The organism is Prolixibacter bellariivorans ATCC BAA-1284, from assembly GCF_000621705.1.
Lineage (GTDB): Bacteria > Bacteroidota > Bacteroidia > Bacteroidales > Prolixibacteraceae > Prolixibacter > Prolixibacter bellariivorans.
The window spans coordinates 140,258-158,500 of the sequence record NZ_JHXO01000012.1; the positions used below are offsets into that span (position 1 = coordinate 140,258).

Consider the following 18,243-nt stretch of genomic DNA (forward strand, 5'->3'; position numbering starts at 1 on the left):
AAAACAAAAACGGAGAAAACAGAGGTACCATAACTTTTCTTCAGAGAAATCTAAACGGTTTCTTATATTCACCATACACTAAAACTGAAGGCTTTTAATGCCTTAATCATTCATTAAACCAATATTATTTATCATATTTACAACAAATATTTGAATCATCCGTTTGTTTATTATCTAAAAACTTCTTTTAGAGAGCATTGAACATTGCCAACCGGCAAGGGACTATAATGAGGGAATAATGATAGGCAGAATTCTTTTTCTTTTCACCTTTCTTTTGTTCAGTGCACAACTATCCGCTCAAGTTATCAGGTATAATACTGTCGATTTTTCAGGAATGGCTCCATTCTGGCAAGTTGAATCAGCGTTGATAAAAGATACCGAACCCGAGCCGGGTGAATGGAATGCTCTCTTCAGTGCTCCTGCTTACCAAATATTAATGGCCGGTGGATTTTCACAAAAGGATTTTGAAAGTCAACTGCGACTAGCGCTCATGCCGTCGTTGGACTCGGTGCTAAATGAAGAACTGGAAAAGAATAACCGGGAAAGCACCTTACTGCGCCATATTATGCAGATAAAGGGTAACGAAAAAAAATTGAAAGAGCTACAATCCAATCTGCAGAAAGCACAACTGATTAAGACAGCTTTATCGATGGCAAAGGAACTCCTGCCCGATAGTTTTCTTTATGCCAGAGCCTTGCCACCGGTATCGTTCATTATTCGCGATAAAGCCATATCCCGCGCGCCAACAGGCGTTATCATCGACCTCCTCTTCAGTATGGATTTCGAGGCGTATGTTCCTTATTTAATTGCGCATGAAGCGTATCACTTTTACCGGAATAAAATTAAAGTTTCCAACTTACCGGGCCCGGGTCAACCCGATTATCCGATTATACAGATGCTGACGCAAATGGAAACGGAAGGAATTGCCGACCAAATTGACAAGAAGAAATTCTTTCTTAACAGAGGCCTCTTTGCCGGTTCTGAATGGGCCAGATCCTATCAACATTATCTCGCCAAATCTCCGAAAACCATTCGCCAACTGGATGAGTACTTTATCCGGATGGCTACTGTTCCCAAGAGTGATTCGAAAATTATACAGGATTTAATCCCCATGAACGGACACCCAACCGGCTATTATATGGCTAACGCGATTATGGAGAAAATGGGCAAACGAACCTTAATTAAACAAACAGCTAATCCTTTTGCCTTCATTCGTCTTTATCAACGTGTTGCCCTGAAAGACAAAAAACATTATCCTCCGTTTTCATCGATTACCATGCAATACCTTCATAAACTCGAACAGAAATATTATCTGCCTAAGAAACCTGAACAACCCAAACAAAAGTCGAGTCCCAAACTCATGTGGTACGAAAAGGACAAAGTGATGAACAACTGGTAGCAAGCATGCTATACAACGGCGGGTTGAATCAAGCACCGTTGGAATGATCCGAAAACCATTCAGGGCCTAACACCTCATTCTCTTGACACAAAGACGAAAAGATATGTAACTTTCTTTTATCTAACTACTTCGAATATATGTTCTGAATAACCACAAACGTCATGGAAATCGCACTCATAATTATCGGTTTGGGAGCCGTCATCGGCTACGTCGCATCAGCCATTTTTATTTTCGACTATGTGAATGAGCGTATCCATAAACGAAAACACTTTGGGTTCATCAACCTGTTTATCTTTTCGTACGTGAAGCACTACAAACAGTTGACACGGGAGGAAAAGGGCAAAACAGGCCGATTGTTTTACCTGTGGATACTCTCCATTAATGTGGCACTGGTTTGTTTTATTCTCTTCCTGATTTTTCGCTGAGACAGCACTAGTTTACGAAGTATAATCGACAAACACCTGCTTCTGGGTTCCCAGGCCCTCGATGGTTAATTCCACCTTGTCTCCGTTTTCAAGGTATTGTGGCGGGTTCATTCCCATTCCCACACCGGGAGGTGTTCCGGTCAGGATAACATCGCCGGCTTCCAGTTGCATGTATTGCGATATATACCAAATCAGGCTCGACGGATGGAATATCATCGTCTGTGTATTGCCTATCTGGCGAATGCTGTTGTTCACGGTCAGTTGTAAATCCATATTGCGTGATTCCGCAATATCATCACGGAAGGCCATAAATGGTCCCATCGGTGTAAAGCCCGGCGAGGATTTTCCTTTCACCCACTGCCCTCCTCTTTCGAGTTGAAATTCCCGCTCCGACACATCGTTCGCAATGCTATAACCGGCAATACATTCGTATGCCGCAGCTTCATCCTTCAGGTAGAGCGCATTCTTTCCTAAAACAATAGCCAGCTCAATTTCATAGTCCGTTTTCGTGCTACCGGGCGGAATCACTACCGGGTCGTAAGGGCCGGACAAGGTATTGGTTGCTTTCGTGAAAATGATGGGTTCCGAAGGAACTGGCATGTTCGCCTCTTTCGCATGATCGGCGTAGTTCAGGCCGGCACACACAATGGCACCGGGACGGGCTACCGGACTCGCCCACCTTTCGTGTGGATTCACCTTCGGCAGTTTATCACCCTCTTCTTCTACCAGTTTTTGCAGCAGATTTAATCCACCATGCTGAAAAAAGGCGCGATCCCAGTCGTTGAACCGGGCCGAACAATCATACCTCTCCCCATTAATCAAAATGCCCGGCTTCTCTTTGCCGCGTTCTCCAAAACGAATCAATTTCATAGCTACCACTTTTACTCATCATAAGAAACAAAAAATTTACTGGAAATGAAGCAGCTAACTATCGAATTCAGGATTCTTTAACAGTTTCCTGAATATCCATGTTACGCAACCGGCTCTTCTTTGTACCATATGAAAAATACAGTACCAGACCGATAACCAGCCAAATCACAAAACGCATCCAGTTGGTAACCCCCAACTCCGACATAAGGAAAAGATTGATTAGTAATCCGATAACCGGAATAATGGTCCACTGCCTCCAAATAGCAGCAACGGTAAGGACGACAGCCACGATAACAAATATCCACTCCGGCCACTCGATTCCCTCGATAGTCGACAAGGTAATTGCGCTCTTACTGGTGGCAAACATCACGATAAGGACAATGGCCCATACCGGCAACAAAAACCAGCGGCTGTTAAAATAGGGAATCCGAAAACCGCCCTCTCCCTTGTCTTTTCCACGTGGGTTCATGATAATAATACCACCGGAAACGAGCACAAAAGCAAACAGCGTTCCAATACTGGTCAAATCGGTCACCTCCGTGAGATTCATGAACAACGCCGGAATGGCTACGATGGTTGCGGCCACGATGGTCGCAAAGCCAGGCGTTCTGAACCGTTTATGCAATTTCGAGAAACGGGGTGGCAACAGGCCATCGCGGCTCATACTCATCCAGATGCGCGGCTGACCAACCTGGAAAACCAGCATCACACTTCCCATGGCAATCACGGCTCCCAGCGCAATAATCCCCGAAAGGGCTTCGAGGTGATTTTTATGGAACACATACGCCAGCGGGTCGCTCACGGCCAGGTTTTTATAGGAAACCATTCCCGTAATCACCAGGGCGAGCGTTACATATAATATTGTCGTAATAATCAGGGCATAAATCATGGAACGGGGCAAATCACGACGCGGATTCTTACACTCTTCGGCTGTTGTGGAAATCGCATCGAAGCCAATGTAGGCAAAGAAAACTCCTGAAATGCCTTTTAGTACACCGCCAATTCCGTTGGGTGCAAACGGACTCCAGTTACCTGGATTCACATAAAACGATCCCACACCAATCACCACCATCAGGATGACCAGTTTTAGCAGGACAAGCAGGTTACTGGTAATTTTGGCTTCGCGAATGCCGCGATAGACCATGTACGAGATAAACAACACGATGGCCAGGGCCGGTATATCGGCAATGAGGCGGAAGTCGCCAATCTTCGGTGCGTGCAGCCAGGCCAGGTACGTTTCCTGCAAATGAAAGCTTAACTGGTCGAGTGTCTGACCACCAGCCAACGCTTTCAACGCTTCGGCATGACCGCGCATGGCACTCAGGTAATCGACACTCAAAAACTCCGGGATATGGATGCCCAGTCCACGAACCAGGCCGGTAAAATAGCCCGACCATGAAATCGCCACAGCAATGTTTCCCACCGCATATTCCATAATCAAATCCCAGCCAATAATCCAGGCAACCAGCTCACCAAAACTGGCATAGGCATAAGTATAAGCGCTTCCGCTGATGGGAATGGACGACGCAAACTCAGCATAACTCATGGCACTAAAACCACAGGCGAGCGCTGTAAATATAAATAACAGCGAAACAGCAGGGCCACCCTGTGACGCTGCTGTTCCGATGGTACTAAAAATTCCTGCTCCAACAATAGCGGCAATACCAAAAGCCGTTAAATCCGTTACCGACAAATTGCGCCGCATTTGTGTCTCTTTTTCGCTGCCCGCAGCATCTTTCATAATCAATGCAACCGGTTTTTTGCGAAATAGGGGGTTTATATCCATATCAATCAAATTTGCTTACGTGCTTCACCAATCAGACTATATTCAAGTTCTGTTTTTAAGAATTTTGCCGGTAAAAATAAACATATCGTCAGTTCCCCCCCCCTTTTTTGCGTTATTTATAATTTAATTTCTTCTGTTTTTTACAACATGACATCCTTCCCGGTAGGGGAATCGTCCATTTTTCTATTTCATTAAGTCAGAGGAGACCTCAATGCATCACCCACACATAAATTGACCTCTGTCGGACACTATTTCCCAGCCAGATAAACCGATTCAAAGCTCTTCTTAAAGAGATTTCCTGCCGCGAATAAGGTTTCTTGCCAAATAGTTTCCTACATTTGCAGCGCAAAAACAAAGCAACAAGTATCATATGGACGATGGCCCGTATCATAGACAGGAATTTGGTATAACCTCGCACTAAGAGAGGGCAGACAGTCTGTGCCTTTCTTAATGAAAAAAATAAGGAGGCACGAAACATGATTAAAATCTTCAGAAGCTTTGGCGGTTACGTTGAGCTACCCCAGGCAGAAAAAGGATGCTGGATTAATGTGACCAATCCAACACCCGACGAAATCACTGCGCTACGTGACCAGTACAACATGCCCGATGACATTATCAAGGATATTCTTGACGTGGATGAGCGTCCGCGTTTGGAAAATGATGATGATTGGTCACTGGTAATTCTACGTATCCCCATCGAAAATCCCAATAACGGTGTGCCTTTTTACACGGCTCCACTGGGCGTATTCATGACCAAGGACGTCACCATCACCCTTTGTTCCGTGCAAAACGAAGTATTGCCTTCGCACCAGCCATCGCTTTACCGCGAGCCTTACCAGCAGGTGAACGATGAACTGAATTTCATCCTGAAATTGTTCCTGCGGTCGGCCAGTACTTATTTGCGGTACCTGAAATACATCAACCAGCAAACCACGCTGATTGAAACCGACCTGGAGGAATCGATCCGGAACAAGGAGTTGACTAAATTGCTGAAAATGGAGAAATGCCTGGTCTTCTTCATCACCTCCCTCCGTTCGAACGAAATTGTACTGACGAAGCTGAAGAATTCGCGGCGAAACACCATCAATGAAATAAACGAAGACTTGCTGGAGGATGCGGTGATTGAGAATAAACAGGCCATCGACATGGCGCAGATATACTCCGACATCCAGAGCGGCATGATGGACGCCTTTGCATCGGTTATCTCCAACAACCTGAACGTGGTGATGAAGCAGTTGACCTCCATCTCCATCATCTTGATGATCCCGACCTTGATTGCCAGCTTGTATGGCATGAACGTTCCCAACTTTATGGAGAACTCGGCCTGGGCGTTCCCGGCCATCCTGTTCTTCTCCGGCCTGGCGGCCTACATCGGCATCGTCATGTTCCGGAAACGGAAATGGTTTTAATGCTCAAGTCAATGAATAGTTAGCAATGAGAAATGAACAATGAAGAGGTCCTGAAAACGAGGCCTCTTTTTTTTTATTTTATGTTCCTCCCAACAAATTGGGAATGCTCTTCTTCTCGTCATTGCGAGGAATAACATAGGAGTGACGAAGCAATCTCTGGTATCAAGGGTACCTGATAGTTTATTTCATTTTCTGTTTGTCCTTTTGGCTTGCCCCAAAAGAACGAAAAGGACAAGTCAAAGTGATCCTTCTGCCCGCGTCATGATTTTGTCTTTTCTAACCCACATCCCTGAATACCCGCACAAGATCATTCCCGCTCCCTCCTGCCCGGGCGACTTTGACCGGCCAGCCCGCGCTTTGCCTGACGGCAAATTTGGGGACTCAACTGTTAACTGGGGAACTCTAGCCCGCGTGTGTTCTCCTTCGAAGAAGGATTACTCAATGAATCCAGGTAGTTATAACAGTTAAAGATAACCATTGTTGGATGCTGCTTTCGAGAGATTGCTTTGTCTCCGACGTTTGCCGGAACAGGCTCTTTCGAAACCTGTAACTCTCTAACAATAGAAACGATAGTAACAAGAGCAACCGCGAAGCTACAAATGCGCACCGGAAAGCATAAACCCAATCAGATTGATGGTGGAGTGAAACACCATGGAATAGATGATGCCATACTTCATCCGGACGAATCCCAGCAAAGTCCCCATGATGAGCTGCGGCAACGTGATAAACGGTGCCAGCAGGAGTACCTGGAGACTCAGGGGGTGAAAGTTCGTGACATGAATAAATCCGAATGCCATCACACTCGCATAAAAGAACCAGGGAAAATAGCGAACGACAATGCGCTGCAGCTTCTTCCGGTACAACGGCGATGAGAAGAAGGGAATAATACCGACTCCCAAAACGGCAAAGATGATCCCAAGAATCATATCGCCCTTTATCAAGCGGGAAACAGAAAGCCCCGTGATGATAATGGAGAAAACCCACAAGTTTTGTTTCAGCGGACGCAGCAACATCCGAAAAAGGGTTTCTTCGAAAAGCGGAGCCAGGAATACTACCATGATAAACAGCTGCCAAAACGGAGAGTCGAATTCCGGCTTGCTTAAGCCTTCCAACTTTACACAGATATTCGAAGAAATCGCCGCCGGAATGGCAAGTATGAAATAGAAGAAAACCAACAGAAAGAAGTGTAGTCCATCAACCGGTTCTTTCCTGATGTATACCGGATGTTTTAGATACCGAAAAAACTCTTTTAACATTTCTGTTGGTCATTAAGCTACCCGAAATATGAGTTGGCACGAAACGGCAGAACCGTTTCATCCGATACCTTGGGTAGATGAGGTTAATAACATTATTAAAATCTGTCTCCGGTAAAAAAGCGCTCACGAATCTAATGATTCATTACATTAAATACAATTCAAACTACTAACTTTCCAACAATAGAAACAACAGTAACTACAGTAACAACAGTAACCGCGCAACACAACCTGAAACATGAAACCTGAAACTCCCTAACCACAGTAACAATAGAAACCTCTCCCCTTAACCTGAAACTTGTAGCCTGAAATCCTCCTCTCGAGTCAACTGCGGCACGTCTTGAGTCAACTCATCTCATCCCTGAGCCGGTTGTGGCTATCCTTACGTCGGTTAAGCTACGACTTCAGTCAATTAATCTAGTCCTTGAGCCAACTAACCTGTTCCTTACGCCGGAAACTTTTAGCCTTTTGACAACAAGTTTTAGCCTTGCGTCGATAAAATTTATCCTTTGGACAGAACATTTTAGCCTTTTGCAGTTAACATTTAGCCTTACGACAGAAGAAATTATCCTTGAGTCAACAAAAATTAGCCCGAAGCAGACAGAATTTAGCCTTACGCCAACTAGTTTTAGCCTTTGGGCGGTAAAAATTATCACAAACAGGGAAAAACTTAGCCTTGAAAGGGTTGGGAATAGTATTTTGGCAACTGCTCTCTCCCGATGGTCTTTTAGTCCGAAACCGCACCAAACAAAAGTAAACCGGGAAGGGATTAGCCGCCACCTATTCTGAACTAGTCATCTACTCACCCAACCGGCTCTAACATAGAGAGGGCTCACGATACCGTTTCAAACAAGTTCATTTCATAAAATCATTATGCGATGAAATTCTCAACAATCTTGTTTGGAAGCACCAGCCCGGCCCCTCTTTACTTGTAGAGAGGGGCAATCCGGACGTAGGACGGATGGGGTGAGTAGCAATGTCCCTATTTTCCGTCATTGCGAGGTGAATACCGAAGATTTCTCTGGCATCTCTCGCTATCCTTTTTGCCGGTAAACTGTTCGTTTATAGAGTCATCTACTCAACCAACCCTCTCTAACATAGAGAGGGCTCACGATACCGTTTCAAACAAGTTCCTTCCATAAAATCATCATACGATAAAATTCTCATCAACCTTGTTTGGAGCGCCGGCCCGGCCCCTCTTTACTCGTAGAGAGGGGCAATCCGGACGTAGGACGGATGGGGTGAGTAGCATGATACTTTCTCCGTCATTGCGAGGAGAAATGACGAAGCAATCTCTTGCTTAAAGAGCGTTTAAATTTTATAGGATAGTTCTATTTGTCCTTTTGTCTTGACACAAAAGTACCAATCCCGATATACATCGTGACAAGTCAAAGTGATCCGCCCTACCCACAAAGCCAACAAGGCTCCGGCGACTGTGACGGGCCTACGCGCTTTTTGCCTGACGGCAAATTTGGGGACTCAACTGTTAATCAAAGTCCTGCGGCTCGCAACGTGTCCTCCTCTGGAGGAGGTGGCCGACAGGCCGGAGGAGGATTGCTCAATGAATCCGGATAATCACTTGGGACCGGAAATTATCCTCCCCCTTTAATTCCCCCTCCAAAGGGGGACAGCCTGCCAACAGACTACAGATTGAAATGAGTCCGCATCAAACTCTCTAACTCTTCAACAATAGAAACAATAGAAATAATAGAAACCACAGCAACTGCGAAGCACAACCTGAAACATGAAACCTGTAACCTGTAACCTTCAATCTGAAACCCTCTTTTCGAAACCTTTTTAAGAAGTCGTTCCTTTTACACCCTTTCACATGTATGCACATACACAACTACATACAAAATAATTCAAAAATATTTAAAAAACTTTTCAGAAAGTTACTGTGCACGCAATCCCTTTATTTATCGGGCATCCGAAAAGGTGGTATGATAACATTTGGCTAGTTTACTTATCATATATTGGTCATGCTTAGATAATTAGCACAATAAACATTTTAGGTCGTCGTTTTATTTGCAAAAGACTGTCTCCTAGTAGACTTTTCTCCCTACAAATGACTTCATATCAGCACAATGAAGACCGGGACCCGATTGTGCCAAATGAAATCAATGTACACTGCCAATACAGAATGATATAGGCATAACGGCCTGTCATGTATAAGTTTTATTAACCTTTAATATCGTTTATATGAATTTATTTAAAAAAGCGAAATTAAAAATGTACCAGGTGGTGAATAACTTCCTGGTAAAGAACAGCGAAGCGGTCAATCTGCTTCCCAATCTCGCTATCTACCAGACCCGGTTAGACGAGAACATCGCGAAAATCATGAAAGCGGAGGCCAACGAATCGAACAATACCACCGGCCTTTCCGATTACAAACAGGAAACGAAGGAGGACCTGGTGGTGGCTGCCTTTGAAGTATCGAGTCGACTGAGCTCCTACGCCCGGCAGAACAACCGGCCCGAGCTACTGAAGAACACGTACTACACCGAGAGTAAGCTGCGGTACAACTCCGATTCGTATCTTCGTGGTAACACACGAAAGTTGTACGACATCGCAGAAACGCATCTCGAAGAGCTGGCCACCTTTGGCATTACTGCCGAAACGCAGGTGGTGTATCTGGGGAAAATCGAGGCGTTCGAAAATGCGGTTCCGTTAAAACGCGACAGCATCACCGCACAAGTGAGGCAAACGAACGAAACGGAGCAGTTGTTCCGGGATACCGATGGTGTGCTGAAGCAGATTGATAACCTGATGGAAATTGTGCGCAACAGCAATGCCAATTTGTATGTGGGTTATGTGGATGCGCGCAAGGTGATTGAAGTGGGAACCGAATCGCTGGCGGTGAATGGGAAGGTGTTCGATGCGGTGAGCCTGGAGGCGATTTCGGGTGTTGAGATTGAACTGATGCTGCTGCCGCTGAACGGTCATGCTCCGGTGCAAAAGAAGAGCGCCGGGAAAGGCGGTTTCCGGATTAAGTCGCTGCAGCCCGGCATCTACCAGGTGAAAGCCGGCAAGTACGGTTACACCGAGAAACTGCTCGACATTGTGGTGAACTCCGGCGAAACCACCGACCTCACCATTGCCCTCACCAAAAATTAAGCTACCAGAAAGCCCCGCGGAGTGCGGGGCTTTTGGTGTGATATTCAATCGATTTTATTTGGTGAACAATAAGTTTTATCAAAATATTTAATACCTTGATGTACCTAAATAACCAACAAAATGAAAACAAACCGATGCATATTAAAAAACTACTTGACAGGCCTAAGATATAAGATACCAAAGGTACACATAACACTCTCATATTGGAGATATAGTGTAGGTTTAGTACACATATAAACTAGTTATCTGCAATTTTAAATAGAAACAAAATGAGTTTAGAGAATATCAGACATAGAATCTTTGTTAAATCGCAGATTAATAAAATTTGTCTCTTTGGACTATTACTTTTAATGACATCTTGCAATAGGACTTCTCACCTATTACCAAAAAAATATAAAATCACGAAGGAGCAAACTTTTGATACAGCAATAAGTTATGGAAGGATTCTTAAAGTAAAACAATCAATACACATTGACGACTTACAAGAATATCCTAAAGAATATAAAAAAAATATATTTCGGACAGTAGAAAAACCTCTTGTCAAATGGACTAAATTAAATAGCCTCGTGGACAAAAAAGGAATCATATTCAATGTTCGACAAACGTTAGAGTTTGGTGACTATCAGCAAATCAATAAACTTTTAACGCAAATCGAAAATTATGACAATGAGATTTATTTCGCTGGACTTGGAGAAGTAATGAAAGGGTTAAAAAATGAGAAACATAATTTCTATCAGTTCATGTATTTTTTGGATATTAAAACCAATGAAATTTTTGAGTTAGATGATATTCACTAAAGAAAAAACAGCAGATAACACGGTACATATTGCAGGGCGGGGTTTGGTGGTACGCCAACTACGGATTCTCGCATCGCAGATCCGTGTCCTTCGGACAGGAACGCTCTCCGAAATCCGCCCCGACAACATGTACCAACCGTTAGCGTTCATTTTGAAAGACAAAAAATTAGCATGATTGAGAAACTGAAAATATTCAAGAATAAACTTTCCATATTAATGATTGTGTCTTTTGTAGTGACTTATTTTGGTGGACAAGATGCAATAACTTCAACAATTTTATACAATAAGTTGGATTTGACTAATCCAATCAAATTTCGAATAGAGGACAAATACAATAAAAAAGAAAACGTACAGAGTTTCCCTGACTTAAATTTTAAAGGGAAAATTATAGGGACAGAAGATGAAAAAGAAATTAAAGTTAGTAAAGGAGATTTTGACAAACATCAGATTGGACAAATCATAAAAGTTTATAAAACAGAATCTGACGAATTTATGACAGACCATGAAATTGACAATCAAGGGATAATTCAAATTGGAAAAACAGGATTTTCGTTTGTGTTTATTCCAACCATTATCTTTTTCTCGTTAGGGCTTTTTTGTTTGATGGTAATTATAAAAAAATAAAAAACGAAACGCTAACACAGTACATATTGCAGGGCGGGGTTTTGTGGTTCGCCAACTGCGGATTGGCTTCGCCGATTTCGCAAGCTCAATTCTCGTTTCGCAGTTCCGTGTCCTTCGGACAGGAACGCTCTCCGAAATCCGCCCCGACAACATGTACCAACCGTTATGCACAAGCTTAAAAAACACAGACAAATAATATGAAACGACTGATTAAAAAGTATTCCATCTTGCTAATTTCAGCAATAATACTCTCTCACTTATTGACTGGTATTATTCTGACAGTCTGGCCAAATTTATTAACAACTGAATTGCCTGGTGGAGGAACTTCAACTTTAGGCAATGGTTACTTAATTTCTGCTTTGGATTACTTGATAAATGTCGTTTTCATAATTCTGTTAACGAAAGAAATGAATAAAGAAAATATAAAGTCAATTCCATTATTGATATTGACCTTCTTTTCAAGTTTATTAGGAGTAATTTTCTTTCTTTTCATAGTGGCACAACAGAAATTAAACATAATTACAGCTAACACATATGACTGATTTACTAAAAGTATTAAATAAGTATATAATCTTATTGATTATTTCGTCCTTATTTGGGATGCCTTGGTTTTATGTTCAAAACTTATTGTTTGATATAAGCAATCATGAAACATATGCTCTGGCTAGTTCAATACCTAATTACGTAACATATCTAATTCGATTGATTATCATTATTCTATTGATAATTGATTTTAGAAAAGAAAACTTGAAAAATATTGTTTTAACATGTATAGCTACTTTGTTTTTCCCTTTGCTTGGAGTTGTGATACTATCTCTACTAATTTTAGAGAAAGGAAAAGAAAAAGCCAGTGCATAACAAATTGTATATGGCAGGCGAGGGTTTTAGCGGTCTGACAAGTCAGACCTTGCGCCCACTTTCCTGCGGGTCTGACAGCCCCGATGTACATCGGGACCGCCCGACCATATACAAGTGACCGTTACCAGTAATTTTGACGAGCGTACAATGATGAAATTAGGAATCAAAATATTGTTGTTTTTTATACCAAAATTAGTCTTTGGGCAAATTGACTTGACCCCGCCTTTAGATACTGCTCTGATTTTTTTACCAAACTCCATTTCAACAAAAAATCATGAACACAGCAGTCCTTCCATTAATAATGAAAATCAAATAATATGTTGGTCAATGTGGGAAAGACCACAACCCGAGAGTCCAAGACAGCTTATTTTGCTTTTGGACTTAAAATCTGGTAAAACCAAAGTAGCAGACTTCTCTAAAGATTATTCAAATGGTAGTCCAATTTGGATAGAACATGATAAACTTTTATTCTATTCAAATAGACCTTCAGGAAGTGAAAAGACTAACGAAATAGTAAATGATTTGTGGACTGTTGAAAAAAAAGATTCAATATGGACTCAACCTCAATGTTTGAATTTTTCGAAACACACAAAATTTGCGGCTTCGCCGACAATTACTAAATCTGGAACAATTTATTTTGTCGGATTCAAAGACAGTGTCGAAAATAATATGGGTATTTATAGAGCAATCCAAAATTCAAATGGATATGAAATCCCAGAGCTTCTACCCAAGGAAATCAATTCTAAATTCTTTGACTGGACACCTTACATTTCACCCGATGAAACTTTTTTGATTTTTTCCTCAAACAGACCAGGCAGTAAAGACAATTACGGGGATTTGTATATCAGCTTTAAAGACAATGATAATAATTGGAGTGAGCCAATTAATATGGGAAATAAAATAAACACGAACAAACAAGAAAGATTCCCTAAAATATCAGAAAATGGTCAGATATTCTTTTTCACCAGAGCAACAGACAATAATTATGATGATATTTTTTGGATTAGTTCAAAGATTATAGATGATATTAAAAATAAAAAAACTACTGGTAACAAATTGTAAATTGCATTGCGGGGGTCGTGCGGTGTCGTTCGCTGGATTCTCGTTTCGCAGTTCCGTGTCCTTCGGACAAGAACGCTCTCCGAAATCCGCAACGACAACTTACAGATGACCGTTGTGGGTAATTTTAAAAAAGAGCAAAACAGAATATGCCGATAAAAATTTATAGACAAAAAACGACTGAAGAAATTGCTTGGATTTGCGACGGTGTTTGGGATTTACCTAACCAAATTGCAGGACTTGGGAAATGGTTAGAGAGCGAAGCAAAATTACTGCAAAAAGATGAATATGTGATTGATATTGGATTTGACATTCAGCCCGATTCTACTGGAGGTGGAGCTGTAATTGATTCTAAACTAATGAAAATGATGGCAGATAAAGGATTTGACTTATATCTTTCAGAATATCCTAATCAATTAAAAGACTAAAATTTGATGAAAATACCAATATTCATAATGATTGTTTTAGGCATATGCGTATTATTGATTTCAACGCCTTTCGCTTACTATCGAATTGTTAGAGATACTAAAGGGATTAAGTTTTCATTTATTGTTTCAAGCATAATTGCAATAATTGGAGTTTTTGGGCTTTTAGGAGTTTTGTATAAAATTGAGACAATACTTTACGTATTTATGTTTAGCCCTCTTATATTCTTTAGTATCTACCAGACATTGAGGTATTTTTACAAAAAAGACACAGGAAGAGAACCAGTTTCGACATATGCTTCAAATTTTGATTTTACAGATGGTCGAGGAATGTTTGTCGGCGATTATATTTTTAATTTCTTGCTACTAATACTGACTATCGCTGGAATTTTCGGACTGCAATGGATGCTAAAATGAAAAAACTACCCACAACAAAGTACATATTGCAGGGCGGGGTTCGGTGGTACGCCAACTGCGGATTGGCTTCGCCGATTTCGCAAGCTCAATTCTCGTTTCGCAGTTCCGTGTCCTTCGGACATGAACGAGCTCCGAAATCCGCCCCGACAACTTACAAGTGACCGTTGTATGTAATGCTGATTAAACCTTAAATTATTTTCGAAGTCTAAAATTAAACAACTAATTCAAACACTAAGCATGTGTAAATACAACTTAACTTTTCTTATAATAATACTTTTGTTTTCTTGTAATTCAGATGATAATAATTCTATTCTTGAAAATTCAAATAATACTACAGACATCACAAAGCCTAAAGGACTTTATACTAGTTCTTTTGGAAATGAAACTGCTTTAGATAATAATCAAGTTAATGGTTCCTTAATTCGAGTAAAATGGAGTGAAATAGAACCAAATAAAGGGATTTATGACTTTTCAAGCATAGAGCAATTTCGCGAAATTATTAAAGGGAGAAATTTAAAGTGGAGTCTTGGTATTCTGGCTGGTGGAGATAGTCCTTTATGGTTGACAGAATCTATTAAAGCTGATTATTTTGAAATAAATGGAATCAATAATACAGTAAAACGAATCCCTAAAATTTGGGACACTAGAGTTAATGAAAGACTAACACTGCTTGCGGAAGCACTTTCGAATGAATATAATGAAGATGAAGATTTGGTTTTAGTATATGTTCCACAAATGACCGCAAATGGTATAGAAGGTCATTTTAATGGTGTAACAACAGATGAGCTTCTAGAGGCCGGACTAACTTCAGATAATTGGGTTAATGGTGTAAAAGAAACAGCCCGGATATTTGCAAATGCTTTTACCAAAAAGGCAATAGCTGTTGAAGTCCACGACATAATGGGAGATACTTCAATTCCTAACAGAATAATGACAGACTTATGGAATGAGCCTTCTTTAAATCATAGAGTCGGTGTTGCAATGTGGTGGATTTCCGGGAAAAATATTTATCAGCCTAATTTAGTAAATGCGTTAATTGATTTCCCTGGAGATATTTATTCACAGGCAATCGGGAGGTCCGACCAACCTTCAAGATTTGAAAATAACGACTACACAACTATTTTTGAACAAGCACAAACAATAGGTATTAGATATATGGAGCTTTGGGAATATGAATTTGTCAACAATACTTTCCCTCAGGAATTTAAGAGTTTTAATGATTATGCGAATACTAATTTTGAGTAAATACACTACATACAACAAGGTGTATAGGCCATAGCCTCCCTTCGGTCGGCAACGCCCCATACACAGAACGTTAGCGGCAAGTGAATAAGACACTCTTCAAAATAGAAATCTTGAATAACGATAAACTCTAACACATATCGAATAATAACAGTGATGAGATTATAAATTGAAAACAAAACTAATATGACAAAAGGATTTAAAATAATTGGAATTTCTGTCCGAACTACAAATAAAAATAACCAATCTCAACAAGATTTGGGAAACCTTTGGAACAAATTCTTTTCGGAGAACGTTTTTGACAAGGTTCCGAACAAAATTTCGAGCAACATCATGACCATCTACACAGATTATAAAAGTGATTATACAGATGAGTACACTACCATAATTGGCATTCCAGTTTCAACACTTGACCAAATCCCAAACGGATTGATTGGACGAGAATTTGAAAAAGAAAATTTTCAAAAATTTATTGCTAAAGGAGAAATGCCAAATGCTGTACTGAATACTTGGATAAATATTTGGCAAAGAGATAAAGAACTTAATCGAAAATATACTTACGACTTCGAAGTTTATGGCCAAAATTCTCAAAACGGAGAAAATTCAGAAGTTGAAATCTATATTGCGACAAAATAAAAACACCAGCCGCTAACAATGTGTATAATTCAGCGCGAGTCCGATTTCTGTATCCCGAAAAATCTTGGCCGATTTTTCGCGCCGAAATCATACACGCACCGTTAAGCACAACCTTGAAAAAACATACATTATAACTAATAAAGTACAAGAAAAATGAAAGAAACAAAGAAAATACTCGTATTGGGTTGCAATTTTGCCGGACTTACAGTCTCACGCTACTTACACAAGGAATTGGAGAAAGCAGCTGAAATCACAGTAATTGACCGAAAAAATTACATCAATTTTATTCCAAATATTCCTATTGAGGTCTTTAATAATCACAACCCAGAGGACACTATGGAATTTCCATTTCAAAAACATTTAAAATCTGATGGCAGTTCTTTTATCCAGGCAGAAGTTGAGAATATCGATGCTGATAATAAAACTGTGTATTTTACACCAAATGAAAGAGAAGGTTCTGCTCAAGAATCAATGACCTATGACTATTTAGTTATTGCTATCGGTTGTAAACTAGCTTTTGATGAAATTGAAGGATTTGCTGAATTTGGTCATACTTTCTCAGATACATTTTATGGAAACAAAGTCCGTAATTATTTACATAATGAATACAAAGGTGGGCACATTGCAATTGGCTCTGACAGATTTATTCAAGGTCAAAGTCCTAAACTTCCGAAAATGCCAACGGCATTAGCTGCGTGCGAAGGACCAACAGTTGAACTTGCGTTTTCATTAGCAGATTGGTTAGAAAAACATAAAAAAGGAAACGCAAAAAACATCACCCTTTTTACACCAGGTGAAGTTATAGCAGAAGATGCAGGTGAAAGGATTTTAGGTGAATTATTACCTATGGTTTCAGGAATGGGTTATGGCTACAAAAAAGGGACGGTTGGTATAAAAAGATTAACAAAAGATGCTATAGAGTTTAAAGACGGAACAAGTTTAGAGGCTGAAATGAAAATAATTTTTCCTAATTGGGAACCTCACAGTTTTATGAAAGGACTTCCGTTTGTGGATGACCAAGGTTTTGTAGTAACTGATTTACATATGAGAAATCCTGATTATCCAGAAATATTTGCGGTTGGAGATGCAGCGGCAGTTACAATTCCTAAATTAGGTTCATTGGGTCATACGGAGTGTGAAATAGCTTCTAAAGTAATTGCTAAAGACATATTGGGTAATACTGAAGAAATAAAACCTTTACATCAAATGGTTATATGTTTTGGCGATTTGGGAAATCAGAAGGGTTTCTATATGCACACGGATGAATGGTATGGAGGAAATACAAGTATCTTAAAAATGGGATATACCCCATATATTTTAAAAATGGGTTTCAAAACAATGTATGAAACATTAGGTGGAAAAATTCCAAGTTGGGGAATGCCAATTTCTGAAATCGTTGGCGACCATACTATTATATAGCGTATAAAAAAGAAAATAAGAGAGTAATAAAAGGGCATAACAATGTATATGAAAAATAGGCGAAACATTAGCAAATCAATAATTTTGGCTCTTATCAAAGCTTGTGCTTAATCGAGCGTTTCGTGCTTCGAAATCGCCTGCTTTTTCATATACTAACCGTTGTGCGTCTATTAAAAAATGTAGGCGAGACTAAATAAAGGTCAGTTTTTGATTCTAAAAATATGGACAAGTCACGATACAAATTTGAAGAAGAAATGAATACAGCCTGTTTGACTTGCGTTCATGTAATGACAAAGAGCAAACCAATTTTATTTGTCAGCCATGATGATGATTCAAGTTGGGAATTTTCATGCGGTGCAAATGGACACTCAGAAGAAGAGATTAAAATAATAAGCTTGGAGGAAGCAACAGATATTGATGGCTCAATAAATGAATTAGCAAGTATGCCAGAAGGAGTTTGTGCGGAAAGAGAAAGCATTGGAGCAAAATGGATGAAGAAATAAAGACGAA

17 protein-coding genes are annotated in these 18,243 nt (G+C 40.4%); 14 read left to right on the forward strand and 3 right to left on the reverse strand.

From position 1 onward, the window contains the following. The first annotated feature begins 238 nt into the window (after positions 1 to 238). Together T426_RS0116980 and T426_RS0116985 are read left to right on the forward strand one after the other, a co-directional pair. Positions 239 to 1,399 carry a DUF5700 domain-containing putative Zn-dependent protease gene (locus T426_RS0116980; RefSeq protein WP_027586012.1) on the forward strand — a complete coding sequence of 387 codons (1,161 nt, stop codon included), beginning with the start codon at positions 239 to 241 and terminating at the stop codon, positions 1,397 to 1,399. A 161-nt stretch (positions 1,400 to 1,560) separates the two neighbouring features. After that, a complete protein-coding gene (locus T426_RS0116985; protein WP_025865477.1) occupies positions 1,561 to 1,824 on the forward strand; it encodes a hypothetical protein in 264 nt (87 codons plus the stop codon). Between the two features lie 12 nt (positions 1,825 to 1,836). On the opposite strand, the gene T426_RS0116990 is transcribed toward T426_RS0116985, so the two are convergent. Together T426_RS0116990 and T426_RS0116995 are read right to left on the reverse strand one after the other, a co-directional pair. Further along, positions 1,837 to 2,694, reverse strand: coding sequence for a fumarylacetoacetate hydrolase family protein (locus T426_RS0116990; RefSeq protein WP_025865476.1), 858 nt, complete (start codon positions 2,692 to 2,694; stop codon positions 1,837 to 1,839). A 67-nt stretch (positions 2,695 to 2,761) separates the two neighbouring features. Beyond that, complete coding sequence (locus T426_RS0116995) at positions 2,762 to 4,480, reverse strand: amino acid permease (protein ID WP_036985485.1); 1,719 nt, start codon at positions 4,478 to 4,480, stop codon at positions 2,762 to 2,764. Between the two features lie 476 nt (positions 4,481 to 4,956). Here T426_RS0116995 and T426_RS0117000 point away from each other — a divergent pair, with 476 nt between their 5' ends. After that, positions 4,957 to 5,889: a magnesium transporter CorA family protein gene (locus T426_RS0117000; protein ID WP_027586014.1), complete on the forward strand. Its 933-nt coding sequence runs from the start codon at positions 4,957 to 4,959 to the stop codon at positions 5,887 to 5,889. 593 nt (positions 5,890 to 6,482) lie between these two features. On the opposite strand, the gene T426_RS0117005 is transcribed toward T426_RS0117000, so the two are convergent. Further along, positions 6,483 to 7,145 carry a CPBP family glutamic-type intramembrane protease gene (locus tag T426_RS0117005; protein ID WP_025865475.1) on the reverse strand — a complete coding sequence of 221 codons (663 nt, stop codon included), beginning with the start codon at positions 7,143 to 7,145 and terminating at the stop codon, positions 6,483 to 6,485. A gap of 2,196 nt (positions 7,146 to 9,341) precedes the next feature. Between T426_RS0117005 and T426_RS0117010 the strand changes: the two genes are divergently transcribed. The 11 genes from T426_RS0117010 to T426_RS0117075 all read left to right on the forward strand — a co-directional run bounded on the left by T426_RS0117010 (position 9,342) and on the right by T426_RS0117075 (position 18,236). Continuing rightward, positions 9,342 to 10,256 carry a carboxypeptidase-like regulatory domain-containing protein gene (locus T426_RS0117010; RefSeq protein WP_025865474.1) on the forward strand — a complete coding sequence of 305 codons (915 nt, stop codon included), beginning with the start codon at positions 9,342 to 9,344 and terminating at the stop codon, positions 10,254 to 10,256. 269 nt (positions 10,257 to 10,525) lie between these two features. Further along, positions 10,526 to 11,053, forward strand: a complete 528-nt coding sequence (locus T426_RS0117015) for a hypothetical protein (RefSeq protein ID WP_025865473.1) — start codon at positions 10,526 to 10,528, stop codon at positions 11,051 to 11,053. A gap of 171 nt (positions 11,054 to 11,224) precedes the next feature. Further along, on the forward strand, positions 11,225 to 11,677 hold the full coding sequence (locus tag T426_RS0117025) for a hypothetical protein (RefSeq protein ID WP_025865471.1): 453 nt from the start codon (positions 11,225 to 11,227) through the stop codon (positions 11,675 to 11,677). 197 nt (positions 11,678 to 11,874) lie between these two features. Further along, on the forward strand, positions 11,875 to 12,219 hold the full coding sequence (locus T426_RS0117030; protein ID WP_025865469.1) for a hypothetical protein: 345 nt from the start codon (positions 11,875 to 11,877) through the stop codon (positions 12,217 to 12,219). Between the two features lie 463 nt (positions 12,220 to 12,682). Beyond that, positions 12,683 to 13,597, forward strand: coding sequence for a TolB-like translocation protein (locus tag T426_RS25270; protein WP_025865467.1), 915 nt, complete (start codon positions 12,683 to 12,685; stop codon positions 13,595 to 13,597). A 146-nt stretch (positions 13,598 to 13,743) separates the two neighbouring features. Further along, on the forward strand, positions 13,744 to 14,022 hold the full coding sequence (locus tag T426_RS0117045; protein ID WP_025865466.1) for a hypothetical protein: 279 nt from the start codon (positions 13,744 to 13,746) through the stop codon (positions 14,020 to 14,022). Positions 14,023 to 14,028: 6 nt separating this feature from the next. Beyond that, positions 14,029 to 14,436, forward strand: a complete 408-nt coding sequence (locus tag T426_RS0117050) for a hypothetical protein (protein ID WP_027586015.1) — start codon at positions 14,029 to 14,031, stop codon at positions 14,434 to 14,436. Positions 14,437 to 14,673: 237 nt separating this feature from the next. Next, positions 14,674 to 15,681, forward strand: coding sequence for a hypothetical protein (locus T426_RS24120; protein ID WP_025865464.1), 1,008 nt, complete (start codon positions 14,674 to 14,676; stop codon positions 15,679 to 15,681). Between the two features lie 183 nt (positions 15,682 to 15,864). After that, positions 15,865 to 16,314 (forward strand): GyrI-like domain-containing protein, encoded by a 450-nt coding sequence (locus tag T426_RS0117065; RefSeq protein WP_025865463.1) that lies wholly within the window; start codon positions 15,865 to 15,867, stop codon positions 16,312 to 16,314. A 153-nt stretch (positions 16,315 to 16,467) separates the two neighbouring features. Continuing rightward, a complete protein-coding gene (locus T426_RS0117070; protein WP_025865462.1) occupies positions 16,468 to 17,733 on the forward strand; it encodes an NAD(P)/FAD-dependent oxidoreductase in 1,266 nt (421 codons plus the stop codon). 221 nt (positions 17,734 to 17,954) lie between these two features. Beyond that, a complete protein-coding gene (locus T426_RS0117075; RefSeq protein ID WP_025865461.1) occupies positions 17,955 to 18,236 on the forward strand; it encodes a hypothetical protein in 282 nt (93 codons plus the stop codon). Positions 18,237 to 18,243: the final 7 nt, after the last annotated feature.

Bases quoted from the DNA above. Each gene is read 5' to 3' on its own strand.
- T426_RS0117015 (WP_025865473.1), top strand. From the start codon at position 10,526: ATGAGTTTAGAGAATATCAGACATAGAATCTTTGTTAAATCGCAGATT.
- T426_RS0117000 (WP_027586014.1), top strand. From the start codon at position 4,957: ATGATTAAAATCTTCAGAAGCTTTGGCGGTTACGTTGAGCTACCCCAG.
- T426_RS0116995 (WP_036985485.1), bottom strand. From the start codon at position 4,480: ATGGATATAAACCCCCTATTTCGCAAAAAACCGGTTGCATTGATTATG.
- T426_RS0117070 (WP_025865462.1), top strand. From the start codon at position 16,468: ATGAAAGAAACAAAGAAAATACTCGTATTGGGTTGCAATTTTGCCGGA.
- T426_RS0117045 (WP_025865466.1), top strand. From the start codon at position 13,744: ATGCCGATAAAAATTTATAGACAAAAAACGACTGAAGAAATTGCTTGG.
- T426_RS0116980 (WP_027586012.1), top strand. From the start codon at position 239: ATGATAGGCAGAATTCTTTTTCTTTTCACCTTTCTTTTGTTCAGTGCA.
- T426_RS0117010 (WP_025865474.1), top strand. From the start codon at position 9,342: ATGAATTTATTTAAAAAAGCGAAATTAAAAATGTACCAGGTGGTGAAT.
- T426_RS0116985 (WP_025865477.1), top strand. From the start codon at position 1,561: ATGGAAATCGCACTCATAATTATCGGTTTGGGAGCCGTCATCGGCTAC.
- T426_RS0117025 (WP_025865471.1), top strand. From the start codon at position 11,225: ATGATTGAGAAACTGAAAATATTCAAGAATAAACTTTCCATATTAATG.
- T426_RS0117075 (WP_025865461.1), top strand. From the start codon at position 17,955: ATGGACAAGTCACGATACAAATTTGAAGAAGAAATGAATACAGCCTGT.
- T426_RS0117065 (WP_025865463.1), top strand. From the start codon at position 15,865: ATGACAAAAGGATTTAAAATAATTGGAATTTCTGTCCGAACTACAAAT.
- T426_RS25270 (WP_025865467.1), top strand. From the start codon at position 12,683: ATGATGAAATTAGGAATCAAAATATTGTTGTTTTTTATACCAAAATTA.
- T426_RS0117050 (WP_027586015.1), top strand. From the start codon at position 14,029: ATGAAAATACCAATATTCATAATGATTGTTTTAGGCATATGCGTATTA.
- T426_RS24120 (WP_025865464.1), top strand. From the start codon at position 14,674: ATGTGTAAATACAACTTAACTTTTCTTATAATAATACTTTTGTTTTCT.
- T426_RS0116990 (WP_025865476.1), bottom strand. From the start codon at position 2,694: ATGAAATTGATTCGTTTTGGAGAACGCGGCAAAGAGAAGCCGGGCATT.
- T426_RS0117005 (WP_025865475.1), bottom strand. From the start codon at position 7,145: ATGTTAAAAGAGTTTTTTCGGTATCTAAAACATCCGGTATACATCAGG.
- T426_RS0117030 (WP_025865469.1), top strand. From the start codon at position 11,875: ATGAAACGACTGATTAAAAAGTATTCCATCTTGCTAATTTCAGCAATA.